The following is a 514-nucleotide window of genomic DNA, read 5'->3' on the forward strand; positions in this document are numbered from 1 at the left end:
AATTTGATATTAAGCACCTGGCTTAAGTGTGTTTCCTTGTCGGAAACGTTGATGACACCATTGTTAAGTGTAAGTGGTAGGTTGTTGCCTAGCYTGGTGTGTCATCTGTTGCAGTAGTAATCTGCTTTTGTAAAGAACTGTCTCTGTTATTCTTTCGAGTCTCTACTCTTTAGTAAAGGCCTCTACTCTTAAAGAAAGAAAAAGCCTTAGTACACAAGTACTAAGGCTTCTCTTAATAAGTATGGCAGCTACCTACTCTCCCGCATGATTGTGCAGTACCATCGGCCATGAGGGGCTTAACTTCTCTGTTCGGAATGGGAAGAGGTGAACACCCTCGGCAAAACCACCATAAGATCTTCTTTGCTTTACAGCAAACTAATAAGATAACATATCGGGAAAGTTGTATTCAAAACTCTTKAGCGTAATATTTAAAAAATTAAAGCTTACGGGCAATTAGTATTACTCGGCTGCGATGTTACCACCCTTACACCTGTAACCTATCAACGTCGTAGTC

Annotated in this window: 1 rRNA gene; it reads right to left on the bottom strand. The window is 40.4% G+C overall.

What is annotated here, in order from left to right:
- Nucleotides 1–239: 239 nt before the first annotated feature.
- A 5S ribosomal RNA gene (gene rrf / locus AC1DFM_RS34720) occupies nt 240–351 on the bottom strand.
- Between the last annotated feature and the right edge of the window lie 163 nt (nt 352–514).

The sequence above is a fragment of the Chitinophaga sp. 05T412 genome, from assembly GCF_056396465.1.